The following is a 23,570-nucleotide window of genomic DNA, read 5'->3' on the forward strand; positions in this document are numbered from 1 at the left end:
TAGCAACCAATAAGTTACAAAGTTCGTTTGGCAGTTTCTCTGCTAGCTGGTATTTCGTGCGTAACGGTATTGTCAGCTTAAAGGAAATGCGTTTTGCGATACTCTGCACTTTTATAGGTGCTGCAATCGGTGCCGAGGCTGTGCAGTTTATTGATGCTAGCGTACTCACCAGTTTGATCCCTGTTCTTTTGATAGCCATTTCCCTCTATTTTTTACTCGCGCCAAGTACGCGAAAAATCGATGGAGAACCAAAGTTATCTGAAGCGATGTTTGCGCTATGCATTGGTGGTGGGATCGGCTTCTATGATGGCTTTTTTGGCCCTGGGACTGGATCTATTTTTACTGTTTGTTTTGTTGCACTAGGTCACTTTTCTTTGGTCGAAGCCACAGCTAGAACCAAAATCCTCAATTTCACGTCAAACATAGCGGCACTACTCTTTTTTATCTTAGCTGGGTTGCCAGTGTGGAAGCTTGGCTTAACTATGGCTGTTGGCGGTTTTCTTGGTGCTCAGTTAGGGGCGAAGGTCGTGGTAAGTAAAGGGCAAAAATGGATTCGTCCTCTAGTTATAGTAATGTCGATGCTCATGGCAACGAAACTTCTTTGGCAACAACATCAGCAATGGATTCTGTCAGTGCTTTAACTCGTTCGCTACGATATGTGCTGTGACGTAAGCAGATATGTATTGGTCGAACTAACTGATCTAGCTCTTCAAAGTCATAGCAGAACTTAGATGTGATATTAAGTGTCGTTAGGATAGATTTAGGGATTAAAGCGGGAGCCATACCTCCCAAAGCCAGTTGTGCTGCCGCAGTATACGAATCCATTTCCATCAAAGGTTCGATTCCGTGTTTGGATAAAATAGCTTGTTGATATGTGTTGGCAGGGTTAGTTAGGTCATTGGTCAAAATAGCTTTAGGTAGTTGTGAAAGTGAATGTCGACTGACAATTGAGAAAGGTTCATCGGCGAGGTGAAGGCTCATTAATCCATGATGAGGTGGTAGATAGCCAGCACAAAATCCCAATGTTGCTTTGCCTGATTTCACATTCTCAATAATGCGTGGCGTATGATTGGTCGATATTCGTATGTACTGATCATGGGCAAAGTGTTCTGCCATGATCATACTGAGGTATCCAGCGACTAAGGTTTCAGAGCAGTCTATCTTGATCAAAGAAGTATCTTCTATTTGTTGTTGATCGTAGATTTTTCCTCTTAACTCATTGAACGTTGGCTCGATCGTGTTGATGAGCGCAAGGCCATCGGAGGTCAGCTTTATGTGCCGACCATTTGGCTCTATTAATTTTTTTCCTAACTTCTTCTCTAGATTTGAAATACGTTTACTCACGGCAGATTGACTAATATAGAGTTGACTGCCCGTGCGGCTCATGGTTTTTTCTTTACTGAGGACAAGTAACGTTTCAATACCTTCAAGCAACATAATGATTAATGAAAGTTAGGAATGGTTGAGATAATTTAGCGAATTGCCCAAGAATTGGCGAATCAAATGAGCATAAATGAGAGGAGCCGACACTTGGTCGACTCCATGATGAGTGATGTTGTTGGTGTTTAACGGTTAATGGCGAAAGTTGGCAGGGATAGATGCCAACGAATCGCACCGAGACGTATAATGAGCGTTGAGATTACACCAGCGAGTAAAGCCGTTGAGTGGTCATAACCCATGTTTACCGCCATCGTATGGAAGATGCCGCCAATAATACATGCCGTAGCATAGACTTCACTTCTTAATACCATAGGAACTTCGCGAGCCAGCACGTCTCGTATAATGCCACCGCCACAGCCAGTAATAACCCCCATTATCACCGCGACCATCCCGGATGCATTGTAGGCGAGTGCCTTTTCTACTCCTATTCCCACAAACACAGCGAGACCGATGGCATCACAAACGGGTAATACCCACCATGAGAGTCGCTTGGGTCTTCGAATAACAAGCATGGTTAGTAGACACGTAACAAATATCACCCATAAGTAAGTCGTATCTGTTATCCAAAATACGGGAGTGGCACCAAGCGCCATGTCTCGGATTGTTCCGCCACCTATAGCAGTCACACTGCCGAGTACGATAACGCCGAATGGATCCATTTTTAAACGGCCAGCCAGTAATACGCCAGAGATAGCGAAAACAGCGGTACCGAACAAATCGATCATATAAAGCAGCATGGAGTCCATGTTACTTAGTACCTTTAAATAGTGTGAGAAAAAATGGGCGGAAATTGTACGGTATTTGCCACGAAATCGTTAGCGTTTTTGACGAACGCTTTTAAAGTGCTCACACACTTCCTTGATCGCGTTCAATGTGCGTGGTGTCGGACGGTTAATCCAATCAGAGTTTAGGGACCAGATGTGTTTGTTTTTAAGAGCAAGAAGCTCATTACTCCACTCAGCCCACATACCATCGTTACTCATTGCGTGACGAGAAGTAAAAATAACCTCTGGCTGGCGAGTAATGACTTGCTCGATGCTAACTTGAGGATAAGGCGCGCTAGATGCGGCGAAAATGTTCTCACCACCGCAAAAAGTAAAGACTTCACTTGGCCAGTTCTTTCCGGCGACAGTGATGATAGGCTTTTCACTCAACTGATAAAAGTAACTAACTTTCTCGTTCGTGTTGTACTGTTCTTTTAGTGTACTCAGCTGCGTTCTAAAATCTTCAGCGGCCTTTTTTCCTACTTGTGGAGTTTCGCTGTATTGGCTGAGTTGCTCGATATTATTGGCGATATCTTCTAATGAACCTGTAGTGGAGTAATAGATAGGAATACCGAACTGTTTAATTTTCTCCAACTCTTTAGCGGGGTTTCCGGCTGGCCAAGCAATCACTAAGTCCGGTTGAAGAGCAATAATGCGCTCTAATTTAATTCCTTGATAATTTGAGACTCTTTCTAGCTGCTTTGCCTGTTCTGGATAATCGCTCATTTCGCTGACAGCAACAAGCTGGTCTCCTAGCCCTGCTGCAAAGGCAATTTCGGTGGCATGTGGAGCTAAACTTATAATGCGTTGAGCGGGTTGAGCGAAGGTCGCTGTCGAAACAAACAGCGTTAATGCGAAGCATAATTTATTCATCATAATCCTTGATAAATTATTCCTAAAAGCAAACTTTGGATTGCGATCCAAGCCAGGACGCGCCAAACGAGCAGCGTATGTATTTGTGAAAGGTGAATAGCCGATGGCGCAATGCGCCCACCGATTTTTGCGCGCTCTGCACGCACACCTTGATAGATAGCAGGGCCGCATAAAGACAGTTGTAGTTTGTGTCCGATAGTACATAACACCCAGCTAGGTCCTGGTAAGGGCCAAGACTTCGCTTGCTGTTGTATTCCAGAGAGCACATTACTTGTATTCTTTCCGGCAGCTAAAAGTATGGCAAAGAGACGAAGTGGAATAATATCCAGAGTAGCAACCAGTTGAATCACAGGTTTACCAAAGGGCAAATATTGGCGTCGGCTAGGGGACCACACTCGCGCTAACTCTGTTGTGAGTCGATACATTAGCGCACCAATACCACCTGTTAGTGCGTACCAAAATAGTACGCCGATCACGTTGCGGCTGTATCCCATAATCAGGGTTTCTGAGCCAGCTTTACCTATGCCAACGATCGAGAGGCTACCAGTATCGCGATTAAGATATGGTCTCAGTAATGCTCGACACTGAGCTTTGTCTTCCGAAGACATACTAGTTACGAGCTGTTTCGTTAACGTTTCGCTGTTGCGCCAGTCTAGCGCAAGGATCAATAGAACCAGTTCATATAAAGGGATTTGCCAAACAAATGGCTTTACTGCAATCAGTAATATCAAACAAGGAAACAGCATCAAGCCTAGTGCAAGACTGCCTGAGATTACACTCTGTGAGTAATTGTGATTATTGTTCACTTTGTTGGCTAGCTGTTCTGCTAACTTTCGCCATAAAGTGATGGGGTGCGCTGAATGGGGGATTGGCACTAGAAGGTGCAAGAGCAGTGCGCCCCACATTATAAGGAGCGCACCGTTGGCATAAAATGACTGAAAAACTTCTTCCATGAATGAGTCGTTTACTTAATGAGTTCCAGCATTTTGAATACCATTTCGGAAGAGCTTTTTGCTGCTAGAGGTAGAAACTCATCAAAGCTCATTGGTGATTCTTTATCAGCGACATCAGAGATTGCACGCACAACAACAAACGGTGTGTTGAATTGGTGACAAGTTTGAGCGATAGCAGATGCTTCCATTTCTACAGCGATAACAGACGGAAAGTGTTTACGAATAAACTCTTGACGCTCAGCAGTACAAACAAACGCATCGCCAGTACAAATTAGGCCGCGAACCGCATGAGTGTTTTCCATTTGTGCTAGGGCTTTTTCGGCTAAGTCCATTAGCTTGTCATCCGCTTTGAATGCAGCTGGTTGACCGGCCATTTGGCCAATTTCATAACCAAAAGCGGTTACGTCTGCATCGTGATGACGAACTTCTGTAGAGATAACTACATCGCCAAGGTTTAAGCTTGAATCGAAACCGCCAGCAGAGCCTGTGTTAATCACAACGTCTGGTTGGTATTCATCAATAAGGATTGTCGTGCCCACTGCCGCTGCAACTTTACCGATGCCCGATTGTAGTACGACGACTTCAACATCGTTAATTTGACCAGAGAAAAACGTACAACCTGCTTTATTTACAGTTTTGCAGTTTGTAATTGCTTGCTTCAGGATGGTCACTTCTTGTTCCATCGCACCGATGATACCAACTTTCATAACACTCTCTTTAAGTAAATATTTTAGTTGGCCGAGAGTATAGCACTCCCCGTTGGCAGTTTTCTATTTGATGAGCTTCGCTTGAGTGAGCTTTTCTCGTAATTGATCGGCGCGCTTTCTGTTTACGCCAAAGTCAGAGTAGCCCACACGAGATTCCGAGCGCACAATCAGTTGGTCTCCTGCTATTTTTAGTTCGAGGTCATCCACGAAGCGCATGATTTTAGATGTGCACTCGATACGAAGGTAGTTGCTTTCTTTCACCGCGGTTTTCGCGCCTGGCAGTTCAAGCGCAACTTGCTCAATAGCGTCGATGTTCGCTGAATCAACTAAGATAAATGGCGTTAGGTTGTATTTTTCTCGCGTGTCTTGGGTGGAGACGCAGTTTGGTTTGTCACCACAAGGTGATTGAGAACGATCCGTCATGGTTGTGACTCCTTGGCTACAAGCGGTTAAGCCGAGCAAAGTAATGGAAAGGAGAGCGGCTTTTTTCATTGTATTTACTCTTATAATTTTGTTTCTAATTATATGGATACAAAAGAAAAAGGATCCAATAACAGGACCCTTTTTGTGAGGTTAGCTGAGATTAAACTTCGAGGTAATCGAGAATGCCTTCTGCCGCTTTTCGTCCTTCATCAATAGCGGTTACAACAAGATCAGAACCTCGTACCGCATCGCCACCCGCGAAGATCTTTTCGTTGCTGGTCTGGAATTGGAACTCTTGCTTAGCAGGGGCTTTGATACGACCCCATTGATCCAAATCGACATCAAACGGTGCTAACCAGTCCATTTTGTGCGGCTGGAAACCAAACGCCATGATAACAACGTCTGCTGGTAGAACGTGCTCGCTGCCTTCAACGGGCTCTGGACGTCGGCGACCTGCTTCATCAGGTTCACCAAGTGCGGTTTTCACCACTTTGACCCCCGATACTTTGCCTGACGCATCCACTTCCACTCCCAAAGGCTGAAGGTTGAACATGAACTTCACGCCTTCTTCCTTTGCGTTTTTTACCTCGCGACGAGAGCCTGGCATGTTGGCCTCATCACGACGATAAGCACAAACTACGTTGGAGGCACCTTGGCGAATTGAGGTACGAACGCAGTCCATTGCTGTATCACCACCACCCAGTACGACGACTTTCTTTCCTGCCATATCGATAAAGGGTTGGTTACTCTCAAGATCCATGACTTTGTAGGTGTTCGAAACTAAAAATGGCAGCGCGTCATACACACCCGGCGCATCTTCATTATCTAGACCTGCACGCATGTATTTATAGGTGCCAACGCCCAAGAAAACAGCATCGTATTCATCAAGCAGCTCTTGCATTTGGACATCTTTGCCTACTTCCATGTTCATGCGGAACTCGACGCCCATTTCAGTGAACACACGGCGGCGGTTTTCCATCACGCCTTTTTCAAGCTTGAAGGAAGGAATACCGAAGGTCAGAAGGCCTCCAATTTCAGGGTAGCGGTCAAACACGACTGGCTTAACGCCATTGCGCACTAGGATATCCGCTGCAGCCAAGCCAGCTGGGCCAGCTCCAATGATTGCAACCTTTTTATCGGTCCACTCCACCTTGGACATATCTGGCTTCCAGCCCATTTCAAACGCTTTGTCGGTAATGTACTTTTCTATGTTACCGATGGTGACGGCACCAAAGTCATCATTAAGCGTGCATGAACCTTCACATAGGCGGTCTTGAGGACAAACGCGCCCACATACTTCCGGTAGGCTATTGGTTTGATGCGATAGTTCAACCGCTTCAAGAATACGACCTTCATTGGCAAGTTTTAACCATTGAGGGATGTAGTTGTGGACTGGGCATTTCCATTCACAATATGGGTTGCCACAATCTAAGCAGCGATCCGCTTGTGCAGTCGCCTGTTGTTTAGTGAACGATTCATAGATTTCAACGAACTCGATCTTACGAACTTTTATAGGCTTTTTCGCAGGATCTACACGCTGCACATCGATAAATTGATAAACGTTCTGGCTCATGATTCAAACATCCTCCATGATTACTGTGCTTGAACACGCAGCTCTGCGGCACTGCGGCTCTGGTGACCAAGTAGCGTGCGAAGATCTGCCGCTTGTGGTTTCACCAAATAAAACTTTGGAATCCATTCATCAAAGTTCGCCAAAATATTTTCAGCATGACTCGACCCTGTTTCTTCAAGGTGTTCCGCAATTAGGCCACGCAAATGTTCTTGGTGGATGTAAAGATCGGACAATGAGATGGCTTCGACAGACTCAGTATTAACTCGACCTTCAAAGCTTTGGTTCTCATCCAGAACATAGGCAAAGCCTCCAGTCATACCCGCGCCAAAGTTCACACCTGTCGCACCAAGAATGGCAACAATACCGCCAGTCATGTACTCACAAGCGTTATCGCCAGCACCTTCAATGACGGCTATCGTACCTGAGTTTCGTACGCCGAAACGCTCACCTGCTTTACCGGCTGCAAATAGTTTACCGCCGGTCGCGCCGTACAGACAGGTGTTACCAATGATGGTTGCTTCATTACACTTAAATGCAGTGCCAAGGTGAGGTTTGATAACCACTTTACCACCCGCCATGCCTTTGCCCACGTAGTCGTTCGCATCGCCCGTGAGGTAAAGCTCTACACCACCTGCGTTCCAAACACCAAAGGACTGACCTGCGGTGCCGTCAAGATAGATTTTGATAGGGGAAGCCGCTAACCCTTGGTTGCCATAGCGTTTTGCTATTTCGCCAGATAAGCGTGCACCAACAGATCGATCAGTGTTGATGACATTGTAGAAGAAACTTGCCGATTGACTGTTTTCGACCGCATGCATTGCATCATCAACGATCTTTTGGTTGAGCTCAGCTTTATCAAACGGTTTGTTTGGCTCTGTCCAAAATAGCGGATGGCCCTCAGGTGATACTGGAGCTTCTAGAATATTGGATAGATCCAGCTTGGTCTGTTTCGCTGTAAATCCCTCTACTGCCTCAAGTAAATCGGTACGACCAATCAAGTCCGTCAGCTTTTCAACGCCAAGTTCGGCGAGTAATCCGCGCACTTCGTCTGCCAAGCCGATGAAGTAATTCATCACCATTTCTGGTAGACCTTTGAAGTATTCTTTACGCAGTGTCTCGTCTTGAGTCGCAACCCCAGTTGCACAGTTGTTGAGGTGACAAATTCGTAGGAACTTACAACCCATAGCGACCATTGGCGCAGTACCAAAACCGAAGCTTTCTGCACCTAAAATTGCGGCTTTAACTACGTCTAAACCAGTCTTTAGACCACCGTCTACCTGTAAGCGGATCTTATGACGCAGACCATTAGCAACCAGTGCTTGTTGTGTCTCTGCCAACCCCAACTCCCAAGGGCTACCAGCGTATTTTACCGAAGTTAATGGGCTTGCTGCGGTACCACCGTCGTAACCCGAAATGGTAATAAGATCAGCGTAAGCCTTGGCTACACCCGTTGCGATGGTGCCGACACCTGGCTCGGAGACGAGTTTTACCGAAACCAGCGCATTCGGGTTGACTTGTTTAAGGTCGAAGATCAGCTGGGCCAAATCTTCAATCGAATAGATATCGTGATGCGGAGGAGGGGAGATCAGAGTCACGCCTTGTACCGAATAACGCAGTTTTGCGATTTCTGCGGTGACTTTGTGTCCTGGTAGCTGTCCACCTTCACCCGGTTTCGCACCTTGTGCCACCTTGATTTGCAGTACATCCGCATTAGTCAGGTAATGAGGCGTTACACCAAATCGGCCAGAAGCAATCTGTTTGATACGTGAGTTACGCTCAGTACCGAAGCGGCGAGGATCTTCACCGCCTTCACCCGAGTTAGAGTAACCACCAAGACGGTTCATCGCCGTTGCAAGTGCTTCATGCGCTTCTGGGCTAAGTGCGCCAATGGACATTGCCGCTGAGTCAAAGCGTTTGAACAGTTCAGTGCGTGGTTCTATTTGCTCAAGTGGCAGCGGTGAGTCTGATTTTTTCAGCGACATTAAGTCACGCAGCATGGCAACAGGGCGTTGGTTTACCTGCTTAGCAAAGCTCTGATAGTCGTTACTTTCGCCAGATTTAACGGCCTGTTGCAGCGTGCCGACAACATCGGGGTTGTAAGCATGATACTCACCTCCATGGACGTACTTTAACAAGCCGCCATGATCAATCGATTTGCGCTTCGCCCATGCTTTACGAGATAAGTTTGTAAGATCTTGCTGGAAGTCGTCAAAATTCGCGCCTTCAATTCGAGTTGTGACGCCTTTAAAACACAGATCGACCACATTTTGGCTCAAGCCAACTGCTTCAAACAGTTGTGAGCAGCGGTAAGAGGCGATGGTTGAGATCCCCATTTTCGACATGATCTTGTACAGGCCTTTGTTGATGCCGTATTGGTAGTTTTGCATCACATCGCGGTAGTCTTTCTCTAGTGCTTTATCATCAATCAGTTTACCTAACGCTTCATAAGCAAGGTATGGGTAAACCGCAGTGGCACCAAAACCAAGCAAGACGGCAAATTGGTGTGGATCACGGGCTGTTGCGGTTTCGACAACAATGTTGGCATCGCAACGCAAGTTCGCGTCAATCAGACGAGTTTGAACGGCGCCGACTGCCATTGCTGCCGGAATTGGCAACTTACCTTTGACCAAGGCTCTGTCCGAAAGCACCACTAAAACCGTGCCTTCACGAACGACTTGCTCTGCTTGCTCACACAGATCATTAATGGCTTGTTTAAGATCTTTTTGTTGTGGGTCGTAGTTGATATCGAGAATGGTATTACGGTAATGATCGTCACTCAGCTCTAGTAGTTGCTGCATGTCTGAATAGAGCAGTACTGGAGAATCAAAGGTTACACGATGCGCGTGGCCATCGGTTTCACAGAAGACGTTCATCTCCTGGCCGATGCTGGTCGCCAGCGACATGACGTGTTTCTCACGCAGCGGATCGATTGGTGGGTTGGTGACCTGCGCGAACTTCTGACGGAAGTAATCAGTCACCAAGCGCTCTTTCGAAGAAAGAACCGCCATCGGGGTGTCATCACCCATCGAACCGACGGCTTCTTGCCCCATATCACCGAGGACACGCAATACTTGATCGACTTCTTCATTGCTCATGGCAAACTGCTTTTGATAAGTCTTAAGCAAGTCTTCATCAAAGCTACGCTCACCTACTTGATCTTCAGGCAGTTGAGAGAACGGTGTTAGTTTGCGAACGTTGTTCTCCATCCATTCGCGATAAGGGTGACGAGATTTCAGATCATTATCGATCTCGCTAGATTGCCAAAGCTTACCTTTACGAGTGTCGATGACGAGCAATTCCCCCGGACCTACACGACCTTTTTTGGCAACTTCATCTGGGGCGTAATTCCAAATCCCTACCTCAGATGCCAGAGTGATCAACTTGTCTTTGGTAATTACATAACGAGCTGGACGCAGACCGTTTCGGTCTAGGTTACAAGCAGCATAACGACCATCGGATAGTACGATACCTGCTGGACCATCCCATGGTTCCATGTGTTTGGAGTTGAAATCGTAAAACGCACGCAAATCCGGATCCATGTCAGGGTGGTTTTGCCATGCTGGCGGCACAAGCATACGCATGGCACTGAAGATATCCATGCCGCCAGCTAAAAAGAGATCTAGCATATTATCTAAGCTAGACGAGTCTGAGCCTGTCTCGTTCACAAACGGTGCTGCAGTTTGTAGGTCAGGCAGCAGTGGTGACGAGAACTTGTAAGCACGAGCGCGTGCCCATTGTCGGTTACCTTCAATGGTATTGATCTCACCATTATGAGCAAGGTAGCGGAACGGTTGAGCTAATGGCCAACGCGGTTGAGTGTTGGTAGAAAAACGCTGGTGGAACAGACAGATAGCAGATTCCATACGTAGATCGGCAAGATCAAGATAAAAGCGCGGTAAGTCCGCAGGCATGCATAGGCCTTTGTACACCAAAACTTGAGTCGATAAGCTACAGATGTAGAAATCCGGATCTTCGGTGATTTGTTTCTCGATGCGACGGCGTGCGATGTAGAGACGACGTTCAATGTCGCGTTCGCGCCAACCTGCCGGTGCAGAGACAAAGACTTGCTGAATATTTGGAAGCGAGTTGGCCGCAATTGGACCGAGTACTTCTGAATTAGTGGGTACTTCACGCCAACCAGCCACAGTTAGCGTCTCTTGCGCCAGTTCTTTGTTGACGATGTCTTTAGCGAGTTGAGCTTTGACTGGATCTTGGTTGAAGAAAATCATCCCTACGGCGTATTGCTTGCCAAGGTTGAAACCATTTTCTTCGGCAATAAGACGTAAATAGGAATCGGGCTTTTGTAATAGAAGACCACAACCATCACCAGTTTTACCATCGGCGGCGATACCACCACGGTGAGTCATGCGGTCAAGTGCAGAAATTGCTGTACGTACCAGCTTGTGGCTTTGTTCGCCTTCCATATGCGCGATCAAGCCAAATCCACAGTTGTCTTTCTCAAGACTTGGATCATAAAGAGCCATTGCAATTCTCCCTTTGCTTATCCGTCATCCCGACAGATATATCAACACTGCTTACGTTGATATCGATGACTAACCATGCGTCATCTTTATAGCTTTATGTATAATTATTCAGTAAAAGTTGTGAAATATTTAACATTTTTTGAGTGTTTTATTTTCATCAACTTCACAAGCTATAGCTTATTGTAAAAAAGGTCAAGTTATTAGTGGATCATCACGTGAATATACGATTTACCATTTAATAAGCTAAAATAGTTTAATAATTTCAAATAGATAGAAAATTGATTGTTACAAAAAAGTAACATTTGATTCTGTGGGAGATAAAAAAGACCAGCATAAAATGCTGGTCAAAATAGAAAGATTGGAAGGAATTGTTTTCTTTCTTCACCGATAGCCATCGATATTGCTGATGGCTATTAGGCAATTGAAAGAGAGAAGCATGACTGCTTCGTTAAGCAGAAAGCATCAGTGAATCTGCTTTTGCTTCTAGGTTTGTGCCACCCATTAGGTAATCATCGATAGCACGGGCACATTCGCGGCCTTCATTGATACAACGAACCACCAAAGATTGGCCTGTTCGCATATCACCAGCAGCAAATACGCCTTCTTGGTTAGTAGCAAAATCTTGAGTTGCTACGTTACCGCGATCGTCTAGTGCGATATCCAGTTGAGCAAGTACGCCTGTTGGTTCAGGGTGTAGGAATCCCATCGCTAGAAATGCCATATCACATGGAATCACACGCTCGCTGCCTTCTACTTCTTTGAAGCTTGGACGCTCGCCTGGTTTCGCATCTTGCCAAACGATATCAGCTAAACGAAGACCGGTAACTTCACCTTTGTCATTGCCGATGAACTCTTTGGTTAGGATATTCCAGTGACGATCAACGCCTTCTTCATGAGACGTCGAAGTACGTAGGATCATCGGGTACTGTGGCCATGGCATATTGGCAGGACGTTTCTCTGGTGGAATCGGCATGATTTCAACCTGAGTGATGCTTGCTGCACCGTGGCGGTTTGATGTACCTACACAGTCAGAACCCGTATCACCACCACCGATAACGACAACGTGTTTACCCGCGGCGTGAAGTTCTTCACCCTTAAGATCCATGTCGTTGGCACGGCGGTTATTTTGACCTAGGAATTCCATCGCGAAGTGAACGCCTTTTAGTTCACGACCCGGAACGGGCAAATCACGAGGAACGGTTGAACCACCAGTCAGTAGAACCACATCGAACTCTTGACGCAGCTGCTGAGCATTCACATCAACACCAACATGTTGGTTAACTTTGAATTCAATACCCGCTTCTGCCATCAGGTTGATCTTACGATCAATCACGTCCATACCCAGTTTGAAATCTGGGATACCAAAACGTAGCAGACCGCCTACTTTCTCGTCTCGCTCGAATACTGTTACAGTATGACCAGCGCTGTTTAGCTGCTCAGCAGCCGCAAGGCCAGCTGGGCCCGAACCGATGATCGCAACGGTTTTACCAGTGCGAGAACGTGGTGTTTTTGGTTTGGCGTACCCTTCACGATACGCTGTTTCTACGATGGTTTTCTCGATATTACAGATAGTGATTGGGTCTTGGTTGATGCCAAGTACACAAGCACTTTCACACGGAGCAGGGCAAACACGACCAGTAAACTCTGGGAAGTTATTGGTTGAGCTTAGAATGTTCCATGCTTCTTCCCAGCTATCACGATAAACCGCATCGTTAAACTCTGGGATGATGTTACCGATAGGGCAGCCGTTATGACAAAACGGCACACCACAATCCATACAACGAGAAGCCTGAGTATTGATCTTGTCACCAAACTCCTCGTTCAGAACGAACTCTTTGTTGTTCTTGATGCGTTCAGCTGGGTCGATCTTCTGTGGTAGTTCACGACCATGCTCTAAAAATCCAGTAGGCTTACCCATTATACGGCCTCCACTTGAGTTTCGTTTCCTTGAGACTGTGCTTCAGCTTTACGCTTTTGAAGAACCGCTTTGTAGTCACGCGGCATTACCTTAACCATAGAGGCTAGGCTTGCTTCAAAGTTGTCTAGGAAAGACTGAGCGACTTCACTTCCTGTGAATTGAACATGCTTAGTTAGCATGTCGAGTAATAGATCTCTGTCTTCTTGCTCGATTGGGTCTAGGTCTACTAGCTCTGGGTTCAGTTTTGACTCAAAGTCACCTGATTTATCCCATACGTAAGCCACGCCGCCACTCATACCAGCGGCAAAGTTACGACCTGTTGAACCAAGGATAATTGCTGCACCGCCAGTCATGTATTCACAACCGTGGTCACCGACGCCTTCTACTACTACTTTCGCACCTGAGTTACGAACACAGAAACGTTCACCAGCCATACCGCGAATGAAAGACTCACCCGAAGTTGCACCGTAGAAACACACGTTACCAACCACGATGTTGTCTTCCGCGACAATGCTTGATTTCGCATCTGGATAAAGTACTAAGGTACCGCCAGATAAGCCTTTACCCCAGTAGTCGTTCGCGTCGCCTTCCACTTCGAACTTCACGCCCTTAGCTAGGAATGCACCGAATGACTGACCCGCAGAACCTTTGAACTTCACGTTCATTGGCTTAGGTAGACCTGCATCTTTGTACACTTTCGAGATTTCGTTCGACAGCATGGTACCTGCAGAGCGGTCCGTGTTAACGATAGGGAACTCGGCATTCACCGCTTCGCCTTTCTCTAGTGAAGGAATTGCCGCTTTAATCAGCTTACGGTCTAGCACTTCTTCTAGGTTGTGATTCTGCTGAGCTTGGTTGAATACACCATCAGCTTCACGTGGTTGCTCAACGTGGAGAACAGGAGACAGATCTAGGTTCTTGTATTTCCAGTGAGAAATGTCTTGGCGAATCTTCAGCTTCTGACCTTGACCGACCATTTCATCGATAGTGCGGAAGCCAAGTTCAGCCATGATTTCACGTAGACCTTGTGCCATGTATTGGAAGAAGGTTACGACGTCTTCAACGCGACCATCAAAGCGCTCGCGAAGCGTCTTGTTCTGAGTCGCGATACCAACAGGACAAGTGTTCTTATGACACTTACGCATCATGATACAACCTTCAACCACTAATGCTGCGGTTGCTACGCCCCATTCTTCTGCACCAAGTAGTGTTGCCACTGCAAGGTCGCGAGGTGTCTTCATCTGACCATCCGCTTGAACCACGATACGGTTACGTAGACCGTTCTTCAGTAGCGTTTGGTGCGTTTCTGCCAAGCCAAGTTCCCAAGGAAGACCTGTATGGCGGATTGAAGACATTGGGGATGCACCTGTACCGCCGTCGAAACCTGCGATTAGTACAACGTCCGCTTTCGCTTTCGCGACACCAGAAGCGATCGTACCTACGCCTGCTTCTGATACCAGCTTCACGTTTACACGGCCTGCGCGGTTCGCGTTCTTCAAGTCGTAGATAAGCTGAGCCAAATCTTCGATTGAGTAGATATCGTGGTGTGGTGGTGGAGAGATAAGGCCAACGCCCGGAGTCGAGTGACGCGTTGCACCGATCCAGTCATCTACTTTATCGCCTGGTAGCTGACCACCTTCACCTGGCTTCGCACCTTGAGCCATTTTGATTTGTAGCTCTTCAGCGTTAGTTAGGTAGTAAGAGGTTACGCCGAAACGACCTGAAGCCACCTGCTTGATTGCAGAGCGTTCCCAATCGCCGTTCTCTTTGCGCTCGAAACGCATTGGGTCTTCACCACCTTCACCAGAGTTCGATTTCGCGCCAAGACGGTTCATCGCAACTGCCAGTGTGGAGTGTGCTTCGTAAGAAATAGAACCGAATGACATAGCGCCCGTCGCGAAGCGTTTCACGATGCTTTCAATTGGTTCGACTTCGTCGATAGAGATAGAACCTGCTGGGTTCTTAATGAATTCTAGCTGGCTACGCAGAGTTACTGCGTTGTCACCTTGTTTATCTACGGCTGTCGCGTACTGCTTGAACTGATCGTAGTTCTTGTTGCGCGTAGACTCTTGCAGTAGAGAAATGGTTTCTGGGTTGAATAGGTGCTTCTCACCACGCTGTTTCCATTGGTAAACACCACCAACATCCAGCATTTGAATTGGGATTTCGCGTTGTGGGTAACCGATGCGGTGACGGATCAGCACTTCTTTGGCGATATCATCAAGGGTTAGACCTTGGATACGAGAAACTGTACCTGTGAAGTATTTGTCTACCACGGATTTATGGATGCCCAAGGCTTCGAAGATTTGCGCACCATGGTACGACTGTAGCGTTGAGATACCCATCTTCGAGAAGATCTTCAGAAGACCGCCATTGATCGCTTTACGGTAGTTGTTGAACAGATCACGAGGGTTCGCTTCTGGATCCAACTTCTTCGTACGTTGAAGTTCAATGATGGTTTCAATCACTAGGTAAGGGTTAACCGCATTCGCACCGTAACCAAGTAGCGTTGCAAAGTGGTGCGTTTCACGCGCGTCACCAGTTTCAACCACGATGTCACACTTCGCACGTAGACCTTTACGGATCAAGTGGTGGTGCACTGCGCCAACTGCCAGCATTGCTGGGATCGCCGCGTGGTTTGAATTCACTGCGCGGTCAGTGAGTAGGATGATTGAGTAACCATCGATAACCGCGTCTTCTGCGTATTGGCAGATACGTTTTAATGCACGCTCAAGTTTGCCTTGATCTTCACTAGCTTGGAATACGATATCCAACGTTTTCGCTTGTAGGTGCTCGTTATCGATCGCACGTAGTTTTTCAAGCTCTGAGTTCGCCAGAACCGGCGATTCTAATTCGACTTTCTGACAGTGAAGTGGTGTTTCAGTCAGAAGGTTTTGGTCTTTACCCAAGTAAGTGTTCAGCGACATAACCATACGCTCACGGATCGGGTCGATCGGTGGGTTGGTTACCTGTGCGAACAGCTGCTTGAAGTAGTTAGAAAGATGTTGAGACTGATGAGATAGAACCGCAAGAGGCCAGTCGGCACCCATTGCTGATAATGGCTCTTTCGCGTCATTCGCCATTGGAACGATGATTTCGTTCACTTCTTCAGTGCTTACGCCAAACGCTTGTTGGCGGTGTAGAAGGTGTTCTGGCTTAGGTTGGCTGAACTGGTTGCTCGCATCTGGCAGCTTCTTCAAGCTCAGTAGGTTTTCTTCTACCCATTTCTCGTAAGGCTGTGCCGTTGCGATGGTGTCTTTCACTTCTTCATCGGAGATGATGCGACCTTGCTCTAGGTCTGCAACGAAGATACGACCCGGTTGTAGACGACCACGGAACTCTACGTTCTCTGGTTCAATATCCACAACACCAGATTCAGATGCCATCACTAGGAAGTTATCTTTGGTCACTGTGTAGCGAGAAGGGCGCAAACCGTTACGGTCTAGTGTCGCACCAACTTGAACACCATCAGTAAAACATACGGAAGCCGGGCCATCCCATGGTTCCATGATGTTCGCATGGTACTGATAGAACGCGCGACGTTTAGGATCCATGTTTTTGTTTTCTTGCCATGCTTCAGGAATCATCATCATCAATGCGTGTGGCAGGCTGCGACCAGACAGAACTAGGAGCTCAAGTGCCATGTCAAAGTTAGATGAATCCGAGCTGCCTTCCTGACAGATTGGAAGAAGCATGTCGATTTCAGCCTGAGTGAACAGGTCTGATTCTAGGATTGCTTCACGGGCTTTCATCCAGTTCAAGTTACCGCGAACTGTATTGATTTCGCCGTTGTGGGCAATGTAACGGAAAGGCTGTGCAAGACGCCATTTCGGGAAGGTGTTGGTAGAGAAACGAGAGTGTACCAGTGCCAGTGCAGTCACCATGGTCGGGTTTTGCAGATCGAGGAAGTACTGAGGTACTTGCTCAGTCGTTAACTGACCTTTGTACACTAATGTCTTGTAAGACATGGAGTTAATGTAGAAGTCGTCACCAATGTTCGAAACGCTTTCTAGGCAAACGCGTACGGTGTAATTACGAAGTACGTAAAGTTTGCGTTCTAGCTCTTCAGGCGTGATGCCAGGGCCGCCGGAGATAAACACGTGCTCAAATTGAGGCTCTGTGCTTAGAGGATCGGCACCAATCATGGAGTTGTCGGTTGGTAATACGCGGTAGCCGATGACTTCGAGATCTAAGCGTTTGGCATTACGCTCTAAAATGTCACGGCATTGTTCGCGTTTGTATTCGTCTTTTGGGAAAAGAACGACACCAACGCCATACTTTTCAAACGAAGGCAGTTTAATGCCTAGTTTAACGGCCTCTTCTAATAGGAATTCATGAGGTTTTTGCAACAAGATACCCGCACCGTCACCGCTGCATGGGTCACAACCTTGACCACCACGGTGTTCCATGCGAGCCAGCATATCCAATGCTTGAGTCACTACTTCATGAGATTTACGGTTTTTAAGGTGAGCAACAAAACCGATACCACAAGCGTCATGCTCCAGTTCCGGAGTGTACAGACCCTGTGGATTTTGCTCTCTATCTACCATAGATACATCCTTCCAGTTCAATGTCGACGCAAAAGTACCGGGCAGCAAATACTACCTAGACTATTGATTACGTCTTGTCCTTTATATTTATTATCGCCACCGATCTAGGTTGACCGGTCTTGATTCCTTTCCGTATCTCGCAGGAAAAGTTTTGCGAGAAAAACAATCCTTGGTGGTATCCCTTTATTTATTATCACTATCTAGTGATTTATATAGGTAGGAGTGGGATAACACCGACAAATCCCGCAGTGTGCTTTGTAATAAAAGTCACAAAAATAACGGGGTTGTGTAAGTATCCTACAATTTTGTCACTTCAGAATGCAATGAAAAACTCGGCGTTGTGACCCAATTTTTTCGTTTAATTATGCATTTTTAGTTTAACATTTACGCAACATGAACGATTTTTGCCTTTAATTATGCAAGTTTATTGATTTTGACCCGCATGATGGGTGTTTGAATTGATTAATATTGTGTGTTTTTTCTTGCAGGGATGTAATTTATTTACACAGATCGTAGTGAGATTGATTACGATTTATTGTTGGTGAGAATTTATGCAGTTACATGAGTTGGTCAATACAATCGGCCAAGATCTTCAGCGTCGATACGGTGAAAAGGTTCATAAGTTAACATTGCACGGTGGATTTAGTTGCCCTAACCGCGATGGCACGATTGGGCGGGGAGGATGTACATTTTGCAATGTGGCTTCGTTTGCAGATGAAGAAGTCCAGATAAAAAGCATTCACGAACAGTTAAAAGATCGCGCAGGTGAAATTCACAGAGCGAAGAAGTATCTCGCTTATTTTCAGGCCTACACCAGTACCTATGCAGAAGTACAAGTTCTCAAAAACATGTATGAGGAAGCACTAAAGGCTGCAGACATGGTTGGTCTTTGTGTGGGGACGCGTCCTGATTGCGTCCCTGATGCGGTATTGGATTTACTGTCGGGCTATGTACAGCAAGGTTATGAAATTTGGCTAGAACTAGGTCTTCAAACCGCCAACAATGACACCCTAAAACGTATCAATCGTGGTCATGACTTTGAGTGTTATGCCGAAATCACTAAGCGTGCGCGAACACTTGGAATCAAGGTTTGTACTCACTTAATTGTGGGTTTACCCAAAGAAACCCGCGCCGAAAATATTGAAACGCTGCAAAAAGTGTTGACCGTGGGAACGGATGGCATCAAGTTACATGGCTTGCATATTGTCGAAGGTAGCACCATGGCGAAAGCTTGGCGTGCTGGAAAGCTAGAAGCCCCTGAATTAGAAGAATATGTTGCGATCGCCAGTGAAATGATTCGTATGACACCACCAGATGTGATTTATCATCGCGTTTCATCAGCAGCTAGGAGGCCCACGTTATTATCGCCTCTGTGGTGTGAAAACCGTTGGCTAGCGATGACGGAAATTGGTCGAGATCTCAGTGCTCATGGTGCTCAAGGGAGTCTTACGGGGAATACCTTTATCTATACTAAACCGGAATTAATAGCAGATCGCTCAATAAATAACTGATATATTTTAACCAGTGTTCTTTGAAGGTTTAAACGATGGATCAGTTACTCAATTGGCTTTGGGGTGGTCAAGGCGGTTATGGCTATGTCGTCTTGTTGTTAATCGCAGGCGTGTGCGCGTTAGCACTGATCTATTTGCACTTTCAGACGTCACTTAAGCAACTAGTAACGGATTCTCCCTATCCAGTCATAGTGGTGGACACTAGCCATGCTCAGCTCTTGCTATCTAACCAGGCTGCGATGCAGTTATTAGGCATTCGCTCTTTGGGAACGGGGTATTTGTATCCTGCTTTATTCGATATTCATGAGCTTGAGCAGTTTCTCGATCGCTTCTCTAGTCGTCATTTTCGTCAGCAGGCTTTTGACTGGCGACTATCTGATAGTGAATCTATTAAAGTGGAGCTGTCAGGCAGAAAGAGTTTATTGCGCAATCATCGAGTTTGGATTCTTTATGCTCAGCCATATCAAGCCACTCACCAAGAGCAGCAACAAGAACTTGCACAATTAATCATCGCACGTTCGGCATTAGACTCACTTTCAGAGCTGATTTGTACCCAAGACCGCCAAGGCAATCTGTTAACGACCAATCGAGCATTTGATCAATTCTGGCAAGGGCGAAGGGAAGAAGCTTGCGCATCCAAGACCTTGGGTGAGATGACCAGAAAAAGCGAACGTAAATGGACAACGGATCCACAAGGTCGAAGTTGCTTATTGGAAGTCAATCAAAACTCTCTTGTTTCGCCGAGTGGTGAGCTTATCGGTACGCTGTCTATTAGTCATGACGTGACTGAATGGCACAAGATGCAACAGAATCTGCGAGATGAAATGGAGCGTCGCAAAGATACAGAGGTGGCGCTAGCGCAAAGAGATACTATCTTACAAACGATTCTGGATGCCAGTCCGGACTCTATTGGTATTTTCAATGAGAACATGGTCTATCAAGCGTGTAATCAGCCTTTTGTTAAGGCGTTAGGCATTTCAAAAATTTCTGATTTGATAGGTAAGCGCCTCCAAGACGTGATTCCTAAAGAGATGTACGCGCGCTTAGCAGACAGTGACTTAGAAGCATTACGCCAGTTAGAGCCAGTTCGATACATAGATAAAGTCGTGAGTAGTGATGGTAAAAGTACGTGGTTTGATGTGGTGAAATCGCCTTTTAAAGATAAAGCATCAGGAACGAATGGTGTGCTGATCATGGCGCGTGATATTTCTGAGCGTTATCTTGCAGAACAAAAGTTGGAAAAAGCCAACCTAGAGTTAGAAAAATTGAGCTTTATGGATAGCTTAACTCAAGTATCGAACCGACGCCGTTTCGACGAACAGCTGCAGGTATTGTGGTACCACCACGCTCGAGAAAAGCTGCCGCTCACCATCATGTTATGTGACATCGACTTTTTCAAAGATTACAACGACTGTTACGGTCACCAACAAGGTGATGAAGCGTTAGTCAGTGTCGCTACCGTGTTTACACAAGTCATCAATCGTTCTTCGGATTGTGTTGCGCGTTATGGTGGCGAGGAGTTTGGTTTTATATTGCCGAATACCACCACGGAAGGTGCGCGCAACGTAGCGCAGCGTATTCATGAGAAAATTCTACAGCTTGATATGGAACACGACAGTTCAGAAGCATCTGAACGCCTTACCGTCAGTATCGGTCTGGTCTCTTACATTCCTCAGCATGGTGATGAACCCGAAATGGGCATCGCTATGGCTGACAGTGCGTTATACCAAGCTAAAGCTGATGGACGTAATCGCACCTGTATTCACCCCAGTTCTTGCTAACGCTTTGTGACCGCTTGCTCTAAGTTGATAGCTGATTGTTTAAATCACCGTATTAAACACGTTAAACTTACACAAGCCTGTGCGCTCGTTGGTTTATCTTTCTATCTCGTGTCACAAGCGTAGATCGCACCGTGTGTTTTTCACTAATCAAACAGACCTAAATTGCGTTAGGTCGAGTGCATTTACCTGTTTTTCATCATCGAATGGCGCTATCTAGCCACCACCATGGAGTAGTTAATGAAACCCATGAAAAATCTCGCCCAGTATTATGTCGACTTGCTAGTCAAACTGGGGATTGTTCGCTTCTCTATTTTGCTAGCCCTTGCGCTGGTGGCATTAGCTGTTGTGGTGCAGGTAGGGATTACTTTAGCTCTCAAAGGGCGAGTAGATGATATCGACATTGTCCGTTCGGTGTTTTTTGGTCTATTGATCACCCCTTGGGCGGTTTACTTCCTCTCTGTGGTTGTCGATCAACTAGAAGAGTCTCGCCAGCGTTTAACTAAGCTGGTGTCCAAACTGAAGGACATGCGTTCGCGAGATCAAGAGTTGAATTACCAACTTCAACAAAACATTGAAAAGCTTAACCAAGAAATTGAAGAGCGTATTAAAGCGGAAGAAGCACGTGAAGAGGCGATGCAAGACCTCGAAAACGAGGTGTTCCAACGCGAACGTACTCAATTAGAGTTGGCAGAACGTACCGCATTACTGCGTTCATTTATTGATGCCTCACCAGACTTAATTTACTACCGCAATGCGGATGGTGTTTTCTCTGGCTGTAACCGCGCGATGGAAGAGCTAACGGGCAAGAAAGAGCACCAGTTAGTCGGATTAAGCCCTTGGGATGTGTATAGCAAAGAAATCGCCGAGCATATCGTTGATACTGACCAAAAGGTTTTTGCCGATAATCAAGCGATTACTTACGAGCAATGGCTCGAATACCCAGATGGTCGCAAGCATTACTTTGAGCTGCGTAAAGTGCCATTTTACAGCAAAGATGGCCGCCACCTTGGTCTCGTTGGGTTCGGTCGTGATATCACTGAACGTAAGCGCCATGAAGAGTCGTTAGAGAAAGCAAGCCGCGACAAAACTACCTTCATCTCAACCATCAGTCATGAGCTGCGAACGCCGCTGAATGGCATTGTAGGCTTAAGTCGTATGCTTCTAGATAGTCCGTTGACAGAAGAGCAGCGTAAACACATGCAGACCATCAATGTGAGTGCGATTACTCTAGGTAACATCTTCAACGATATTATCGATATGGATAAATTTGATCGCCGTAAGTTAGAACTATTACCTGCGCCACTTAACTTCGAAGACTTCGTCGCAGAGATTGAGAGTATCTCAGCTCTGATGGCGGAACAAAAAGGGTTACGCTTTGACTTAGAACGTTTAAGCGACTTGCCAAAAGCAATTGAAGTGGATGCAACCCGTCTACGTCAGGTGATTTGGAACTTGGTCAGCAACGCAATGAAGTTCACCAAGGAAGGTGGCGTTGTGATGACAGTGAGCGCGGATGTCGAAGACGATTTTGCGACCATTATTATGGAAGTGGAAGACACAGGTATTGGTATCCCAGACGAAGAGCTAGATAAGATCTTTGCGATGTACTACCAAGTGAAATCAGGCAAGGACAACCTGCATGCGGTCGGTACAGGTATTGGTTTGGCGGTATCTAAGCAACTGATCAATATGATGGATGGTGACATTACGGTTACCAGTGAGGAAGGCTTTGGTAGCACTTTTACTGTATCGATCCACGTTCCGATTGTTGAACTAGCTGAGCCAGTCATTGATGCGAAGCGCGACAATGTGCGCCTCAACATATTTATGGTCGAAGACATCGAGCTTAACGTAACTGTGGCTAAATCGTTACTAGAGAGCCTAGGGCACTCTGTCACCGTGGCAATGACGGGCCAAGAAGCGTTAGTGAACTTTGTGCCAGAAAAATACGACTTAGCGTTGTTGGATATCCAACTGCCTGATATGACGGGCTTTGATGTCGCCAATTATTACCGCAAGCATTATAACAATCTTCCTCCATTGGTCGCCTTAACTGCTAATGTAATGAAAGATCGTCGTGAATACTTAGATAACGGCATGGATGATGCGATCAGTAAGCCGCTGGCAGTGAATGCTATTCAGTCAGTGATTGATAAATTCTTCGCTCACCAGTTAGAACAACCTAAGGAAGTGGTGAGCGGTCCCGAAACAGTGGAAGAGCCAGTGCCTTCTCCTGTGATTGAGACACATTTGCTCGATATGGATATGTTAGAGTCTTACGTCGACATTGTTGGTGCAAAACCTGTCTACGACAGCATAAAAATGTTTGAAGATATGATGCCAGACTATATCGATGTCTTAGATTCGAACATGACAGCGAAAGATCAAGATGGGATTGTTTCTGAAGCGCATAAAATCAAAGGTGCTGCAGGTTCAATTGGCCTGAAACGTATCCAAAGTGTGGCGCAAAAAGCGCAATCGCCCGATATGCCAGCATGGTGGGAAAACATTTCAGACTGGGTTGAAGAGATCAAAAATGAATACCAAAACGATATTCAAGTCCTCAAAAGTTGGTTGGAACAAAGGAAATAAC

At 46.2% G+C, this 23,570-nt stretch carries 14 protein-coding genes; 4 read left to right on the plus strand and 10 right to left on the minus strand.

The window, feature by feature from the left end:
• On the plus strand, positions 1 to 641 hold a 641-nt coding region (locus R7041_RS13995; RefSeq protein WP_318128647.1), incomplete at its 5' end, for a TSUP family transporter.
• Here the strand turns inward: R7041_RS13995 and R7041_RS14000 are convergent.
• The 10 genes from R7041_RS14000 to gltB (R7041_RS14045) form a co-directional block, all read right to left on the minus strand.
• Positions 583 to 1,437: a LysR family transcriptional regulator gene (locus R7041_RS14000; RefSeq protein ID WP_064368983.1), complete on the minus strand. Its 855-nt coding sequence runs from the start codon at positions 1,435 to 1,437 to the stop codon at positions 583 to 585. The genes R7041_RS13995 and R7041_RS14000 overlap by 59 nt on opposite strands.
• A gap of 128 nt (positions 1,438 to 1,565) precedes the next feature.
• Positions 1,566 to 2,186 carry a TRIC cation channel family protein gene (locus R7041_RS14005; protein WP_005387377.1) on the minus strand — a complete coding sequence of 207 codons (621 nt, stop codon included), beginning with the start codon at positions 2,184 to 2,186 and terminating at the stop codon, positions 1,566 to 1,568.
• 69 nt (positions 2,187 to 2,255) lie between these two features.
• Positions 2,256 to 3,077, minus strand: a complete 822-nt coding sequence (btuF, locus tag R7041_RS14010) for a vitamin B12 ABC transporter substrate-binding protein BtuF (RefSeq protein ID WP_053350209.1) — start codon at positions 3,075 to 3,077, stop codon at positions 2,256 to 2,258.
• Positions 3,077 to 4,030 carry a cobalamin biosynthesis family protein gene (locus R7041_RS14015; protein WP_064368984.1) on the minus strand — a complete coding sequence of 318 codons (954 nt, stop codon included), beginning with the start codon at positions 4,028 to 4,030 and terminating at the stop codon, positions 3,077 to 3,079. The genes btuF and R7041_RS14015 overlap by 1 nt, the downstream gene beginning before the upstream one ends.
• 11 nt (positions 4,031 to 4,041) lie before the next feature.
• Positions 4,042 to 4,737: a 5'-methylthioadenosine/S-adenosylhomocysteine nucleosidase gene (mtnN, locus tag R7041_RS14020; protein WP_258512405.1), complete on the minus strand. Its 696-nt coding sequence runs from the start codon at positions 4,735 to 4,737 to the stop codon at positions 4,042 to 4,044.
• A gap of 63 nt (positions 4,738 to 4,800) precedes the next feature.
• Complete coding sequence (locus R7041_RS14025) at positions 4,801 to 5,229, minus strand: DUF1499 domain-containing protein (protein WP_025768418.1); 429 nt, start codon at positions 5,227 to 5,229, stop codon at positions 4,801 to 4,803.
• Positions 5,230 to 5,320: 91 nt separating this feature from the next.
• Positions 5,321 to 6,733, minus strand: coding sequence for an FAD-dependent oxidoreductase (locus R7041_RS14030; protein WP_206949597.1), 1,413 nt, complete (start codon positions 6,731 to 6,733; stop codon positions 5,321 to 5,323).
• Positions 6,734 to 6,753: 20 nt separating this feature from the next.
• On the minus strand, positions 6,754 to 11,217 hold the full coding sequence (gene gltB / locus R7041_RS14035; RefSeq protein ID WP_318114858.1) for a glutamate synthase large subunit: 4,464 nt from the start codon (positions 11,215 to 11,217) through the stop codon (positions 6,754 to 6,756).
• Between the two features lie 448 nt (positions 11,218 to 11,665).
• Positions 11,666 to 13,135, minus strand: a complete 1,470-nt coding sequence (locus tag R7041_RS14040; protein ID WP_017821474.1) for a glutamate synthase subunit beta — start codon at positions 13,133 to 13,135, stop codon at positions 11,666 to 11,668.
• A complete protein-coding gene (gene gltB / locus R7041_RS14045; protein WP_206949596.1) occupies positions 13,135 to 17,685 on the minus strand; it encodes a glutamate synthase large subunit in 4,551 nt (1,516 codons plus the stop codon). The genes R7041_RS14040 and gltB (R7041_RS14045) overlap by 1 nt, the downstream gene beginning before the upstream one ends.
• 551 nt (positions 17,686 to 18,236) lie before the next feature.
• Between gltB (R7041_RS14045) and R7041_RS14050 the strand changes: the two genes are divergently transcribed.
• The 3 genes from R7041_RS14050 (at position 18,237) to arcB (ending at position 23,569) form a co-directional block, all read left to right on the plus strand.
• Positions 18,237 to 19,196, plus strand: a complete 960-nt coding sequence (locus tag R7041_RS14050) for a TIGR01212 family radical SAM protein (RefSeq protein ID WP_017821472.1) — start codon at positions 18,237 to 18,239, stop codon at positions 19,194 to 19,196.
• Positions 19,197 to 19,231: 35 nt separating this feature from the next.
• A complete protein-coding gene (locus tag R7041_RS14055; RefSeq protein ID WP_033906101.1) occupies positions 19,232 to 20,977 on the plus strand; it encodes a GGDEF domain-containing protein in 1,746 nt (581 codons plus the stop codon).
• A 237-nt stretch (positions 20,978 to 21,214) separates the two neighbouring features.
• Positions 21,215 to 23,569: an aerobic respiration two-component sensor histidine kinase ArcB gene (arcB, locus tag R7041_RS14060; protein ID WP_005381826.1), complete on the plus strand. Its 2,355-nt coding sequence runs from the start codon at positions 21,215 to 21,217 to the stop codon at positions 23,567 to 23,569.
• Position 23,570 lies beyond the last annotated feature (1 nt).

The organism is Vibrio sp. 1751, from assembly GCF_033339895.1.
In the GTDB taxonomy this organism is placed as follows: Bacteria; Pseudomonadota; Gammaproteobacteria; order Enterobacterales; family Vibrionaceae; genus Vibrio; species Vibrio alginolyticus.